The organism is Streptomyces sp. NPDC001880 (assembly GCF_053594575.1).
Genome location: NZ_JBSFET010000196.1, coordinates 1 through 4,718, shown reverse-complemented (window position 1 = coordinate 4,718; position 4,718 = coordinate 1). Strand labels below are relative to the sequence as shown.

The following is a 4,718-nucleotide window of genomic DNA, read 5'->3' as shown; positions in this document are numbered from 1 at the left end:
GGACCGGCGAATGCCCCACCTGCCACCGCGAGTTACCCGCCGCACGCCAACCAGGGCACACCAGACCACTCCAGACTTAACGAAGTACTACTAGGTCCTCACCTTTCCGTTCCCCCGGTGCCGGACACGGCTTCGGAACACTGCCTGGGCGCGGCCCTCGACACGTTCTGCACACCCTGCCGCACATGGCTGCGACCCGGAGGGCGACTGATCCACCGCGCGGTATTCAGCCAGGCACAGTGGCTTTGTGCCATTCGTGGGCATCCCGCCTCCAACATCACTGCGGCCCGGCTACACAGGAAGGCAGAGGTGGCACGCAGCGGCCTCATTTGTACGTAGGCCGGTCGTGCGGGAGGTCTGAGCGGTTGCTGACTATCAACGTAGCTGTGTTGCTTGCCGTCATTGTCTTCTTCCGGCTGCGCCGGCGCACGGAGTCCCGCAGCCGCTTCGACGAGAAGATGACCGTCGTCATCGTCCTGGCGCTCGGGATCCTCCTGGCTCCCACCCCGGTGGGCCAGGGCATCCTGAGCTTCCTGGGGCAGCTCACGAGCGGCGTGACGCAGGCCAGCCGATGAGCCCCCGCAGGCGGCGGCCCGCAGCTACCAGGCGCCCGCCGGTACGGCGGCGCACCCGCAGGACCCGCAGGCGACAGCAGGCAAACGACCGGCTGATCGGCCTCCTCGCGGCCACGGTCGTGGCCCTCGCTCTGGCAGCGGCCGTGGTCAACTGGCTGCTGGCCCACTGGTGGATCCTGATCGCCACCGGTGTCCTCGCAGCGCTCGCCAGTGGAGGGTGGCTCCGCCAGAAACAGCAGCGGGCCCAGTGGGAAACGGCCCGTACGCGGGAACTGCGCTACGCGCTGACGCAGTTGGACGTCTGCACCATGCCCGGTTCGAGGGCGCGGTGCGGGACCTGATGCGCCGTGACGGCTGCCGGGACGCGGCCCGTGTCGGAGGCGGCGGCGACCTGGGCGCCGATGTGAAAGCCACCGACCCCTACGGGCGCAGATGGGTGATCCAGTGCAAGCATCGTCGCGCTGGCCTCTCCGGATCGGCGGTGGGCACGCCGGACTTCCAGGTCCTCAACGGCACCGCCCGCCAGGTCCACGGCGCCGACATCGCGGTGATCGTCACCAACGGCCGCGTCACGGCACCGGCCATCGCCTTCGCCAAGCAACAACGCCTTCACGTCGTCGACCGCCACACCCTCGGCACGTGGGCGGCCGGCTCGCGCCCTCTGTGGGAACTGCTCCGCGCCGTCCCGCCGCCCCGCAAACCGACCTCGCTCTCCTGAACACCAGGCGCCGGTGCCCCGTGCGCGCTGTCTTCGTCGAACTCGCGGCGGTCGGCGTCACTGGAGGGCGACACTGATCTCCGCCCATGGAACAGCAGCGATCGACGAGGAGGAAACCGTGGCCGACGTCTGGGTGCTGACGAACCCGATCGACAAGAGCGACCAGCAGTTGATCCGGGCCGATGTGATCACCGGGGTTCTGCACGACAAGGAGGGGGTCTTCGCGAGGTGCGCAGGTCAGGAGAAGCCGGTACCGCTCGTGGAGCGGTCAACGAGCTTCGACAAGCGTGACCCGCTCCCACCGGGGTTCCACCTGGCCTTCGTGCAGGCTCTGAACCAGGCCCGGCAGGTGGCGAGGAAAGACATCCAGGTCGTCCGGGCCACATGGAGCATCGGCCAGCAGAGGTGGGAGTGGCTGGCCGAGGACATCGACCTGCTCGACCAGTTCTGAGCAGAAGGGAGCGCGCAGCATGGCCGACGCAGGGAAACAGGTCGCCAAGGCGGAGGACGACAACGGCGATCCGGTGTACCGCTGGATGCTCCAGCGGCAGCCATGGCCGTTCGCCGAGCCGCTGAAGTGCGCCGGCTGCACGCGTCCCGTGTCCATCGTGCCGACCCACCTGCGCCGCGGCTCCCCCGTCCTGACGCACTTCCGGTGGCACGAAGGCCACGACGAGAGCTGCCCACTGGACCCGACACAGGACATGACCGACATCGCGCACGGCTCGCACGGGCTGGCGAAGGTCATGAAGAACGGCACGCTCCGGCTCACCATCCCCGCACACGACCCCCCGAGCCCACCGGCCCCCACCGCGCTCGGAGGAGAGCCCGAGGACGACGAGGAGCGGACCCGACTCCGGGTAACCACCCTGAGCCCCTGGCTTCCCCCGGCGCTCAACAGCGCGGTGAAGGTGGCCCAGTTCCTCCAGCGCCACCACTTCGACCCCGACTTCATGGAGCTGTTCACGGTCCAGTACCAGAGCAAGCACCTCGCCTGGAACGAGTTCTGCTACGGCCCCGACGACCCCTCCTACAGACGATTCCGCGATCGGGTAGCAGCAGCGAAAGGACGCTGGCTCGAACATCCGGTGGCGGTGCACGGGACGGTCACGCGGACCGGCACGGCCGGCACCAAGCCCTTCGCGGTCCTGGCGACCGGGATCCCGACCGGGCAGACCGGCCGGACCACGGAGGTGGTGCTGCGCAGCGCTTTTCCGACCCTGCTGGGGGAGGAACTGCGGGTGGGAATGCAGGTGCTGGCCATCGGAGCAGGGTGGAAGATCTTCACCCCGCAAAAGCGCAGCGTCGATGAGGTCCAGCTCTGGATCAAGGAGCACTGGAACCTCGCCTACTGGACATGGGACAAGGATACCGAACAGGCCGGCACCCCGATGTGCCCGCCGCCCCTGACGCTGGACGCGCGCCGCAACAGCCGCCCGACGAGGCGTCCGAGTCGCCGACCGTCCTCCCCGGCCCGCCGACCAGCAGCACCTCCAGCCCCAAGCCCACTGCGCGCCTCCGTGCCGCAGCATGAGCACCGGACCGTTGAACCGCCAGGCCAACCCGCCCCAGCAGGGGAAGCCTCCTCGGACGACCTCGCCCGACTCACCCTCAAGGCGTACACGAAAACGGACAGCGCAAGCCCGTCGGCCACAGCCGATCAACCCCCGAGCACACCCGCCCCACCGGCTGCCGTTCCCCGCTCGGCACCCCCCATGCCGAGCGCGTTCCCAACACCGGTCGTCCCCGGACCAGTTGCTGCCCCCACCCCGCGACCACGGCCAGTAGCACCCGCTGTTCCAACGCCACCTCGGCCCGCGCTGCCACCACTGCCGAGCCCACCCGCACAGCCAGCGGTCAGGGCTTCGGCACCGCAGAGTGACCTCCAGCCGGAAGCGACGGCGACGAAGCGGATCCGGCGGCTCATTGCTCGGTGGCGACGCGATCGATAGCCGCACTGGCCAGGACCCGCAGGTGACCGGCGAACAGATCGGCTTATCCGGCACGGTGAAGCGAGCATGAGGTCGTACGAACATGTCAGGGGAACCCTGACGAGTGAAGCCGTCAAGAGAACCCGGAAGGATCCCCGCCCCGACAGCTGGACCAAGAAGAACCGGCCCAACGGCTGAACTACTCCTCGGTCGACTCTGGCGGCATCTTCCCGCCGAACCGCTGGTGCCAGCGCACAGCGCCCAGGTTCTGCCACATCATCCCGAGGTCGATCTGGGCCTCGGTGAGCCCGATCTCCTTGGTGAGCTCCTCGGGACTGATCCTTCCGCCGTGAGCCTCGATCGCGCGGCTGATCTTGCCTGCCCAGAGCTCGGCATCGATGAACGGCCGATGCTTGTACTGCCCGACGAGCTCGGCCAGGTGCTCGCGCGAGCAGCCCACGACCATGCGTTTCCCGTCAAGACGTGGGTCGACGGCGTGGACAACCGACGAGTCCGGGACTACGGCATACCACTCGGTGTTGTCGGCCACCACCGCCCCGCACAGATCGCACAGCTCAGGCAGGGCTTCGTCCTCGTCGCCGGCGTCCGGCTCACCACGGTCCGTCACACCACCTGTCTATCGCCCGATGCGGGCCGACACATCCCGACGCTCCGGGCTTTCTCAGCTTCCAGCGGGTCCGCCACAACCGTCGACCTCGATGTCGACCTCAGCAGGCTGGAGGAGGAAAGGGATCCGGCTGTTCGAACCACCTGGAGAGCTAGTGAGGACCGTCGAAGTTCCGGCGCCTTCCAGCGCTGTCCGATACCGTTGTCGGGCACCACCCGGCTAGCCGCGTACTGCCGGTCGCCGCCTCAGCTCGCGCCCACGCTGCGGGCAGCCCCGAAAGGGGGGCGGTCAAGGTCTCCAGGGGCCCGCGCAGATGATCACGGGCGTGCCCGGTACCGCCCGGCGTTGTTCTTCCTGGCCCTGATGTACGGCCGGAGGGGCGTGGGCCTGTCTGGCTGGGAGACGTCATGCCGAAGAAGCAGTCCACCGCCGCGAAGCGGGCTCGCGCCGCCGCTCGCACCTCGGGCGCCAAGTACACCGCCGCCCTCCGGCACGAGACCGGCGCTCATCCCCTTCCCCCGCACCTCGCCCTCTTCGACGCCGACGCCCTGGACGAGGGCGAGCGGATGGCCGTGGACTGCCTGCGGGCGCTCGTGGCGGAGGGTCAGCCGCTGGGCGTACGCATGGCCGAGCCGGATCCGGAGGCCGTGGAGGACCGGATGCGGGCCGAGGAGAAGGGCGTCCGCCCCCAGTGGAAGCGGTGGGTGTCGGTGGAGGCCGCCGTCGACGGCTACGTGCTGCGCGAGACCCAGTACGGGCCCGCCCGCTCCGCGCCCCGTCGGCTCGCACACCTATGGGGAGGCACCTGTGATCCGAGCACTCGGACTGCGCACCGGGACGAGACAGCCGATGGAGCCCGAGTCCCG

At 69.2% G+C, this 4,718-nt stretch carries 4 protein-coding genes and 2 pseudogenes; 5 read left to right on the top strand and 1 reads right to left on the bottom strand.

The genetic code is table 11. The features are described from left to right. Window positions 1–365 precede the first annotated feature (365 nt). From ACWCQ6_RS35885 to ACWCQ6_RS35870, 4 genes and pseudogenes are all read left to right on the top strand, one after another. Window positions 366–575: a hypothetical protein gene (locus ACWCQ6_RS35885; protein WP_451096512.1), complete on the top strand. Its 210-nt coding sequence runs from the start codon at window positions 366–368 to the stop codon at window positions 573–575. Further along, window positions 572–1,293: pseudogene (locus ACWCQ6_RS35880) on the top strand (restriction endonuclease). Before ACWCQ6_RS35885 ends, ACWCQ6_RS35880 begins: the two are co-directional and overlap by 4 nt. Window positions 1,294–1,411: 118 nt before the next feature. Further along, complete coding sequence (locus ACWCQ6_RS35875) at window positions 1,412–1,744, top strand: hypothetical protein (RefSeq protein ID WP_451096510.1); 333 nt, start codon at window positions 1,412–1,414, stop codon at window positions 1,742–1,744. 19 nt (window positions 1,745–1,763) lie between these two features. Then, a complete protein-coding gene (locus ACWCQ6_RS35870; protein ID WP_451096508.1) occupies window positions 1,764–3,245 on the top strand; it encodes a hypothetical protein in 1,482 nt (493 codons plus the stop codon). Window positions 3,246–3,423: 178 nt separating this feature from the next. On the opposite strand, the gene ACWCQ6_RS35865 is transcribed toward ACWCQ6_RS35870, so the two are convergent. Beyond that, complete coding sequence (locus ACWCQ6_RS35865; RefSeq protein WP_451096506.1) at window positions 3,424–3,852, bottom strand: hypothetical protein; 429 nt, start codon at window positions 3,850–3,852, stop codon at window positions 3,424–3,426. Window positions 3,853–4,259: 407 nt separating this feature from the next. On the opposite strand from ACWCQ6_RS35865, the pseudogene ACWCQ6_RS35860 reads away from it, so the two are divergent. Next, window positions 4,260–4,718: pseudogene (locus ACWCQ6_RS35860) on the top strand (hypothetical protein); the annotation flags it as partial.

Coding starts and splice junctions, on each gene's coding strand:
- ACWCQ6_RS35870 (WP_451096508.1), top strand. CDS start 1,764: ATGGCCGACGCAGGGAAACAGGTCGCCAAGGCGGAGGACGACAACGGC.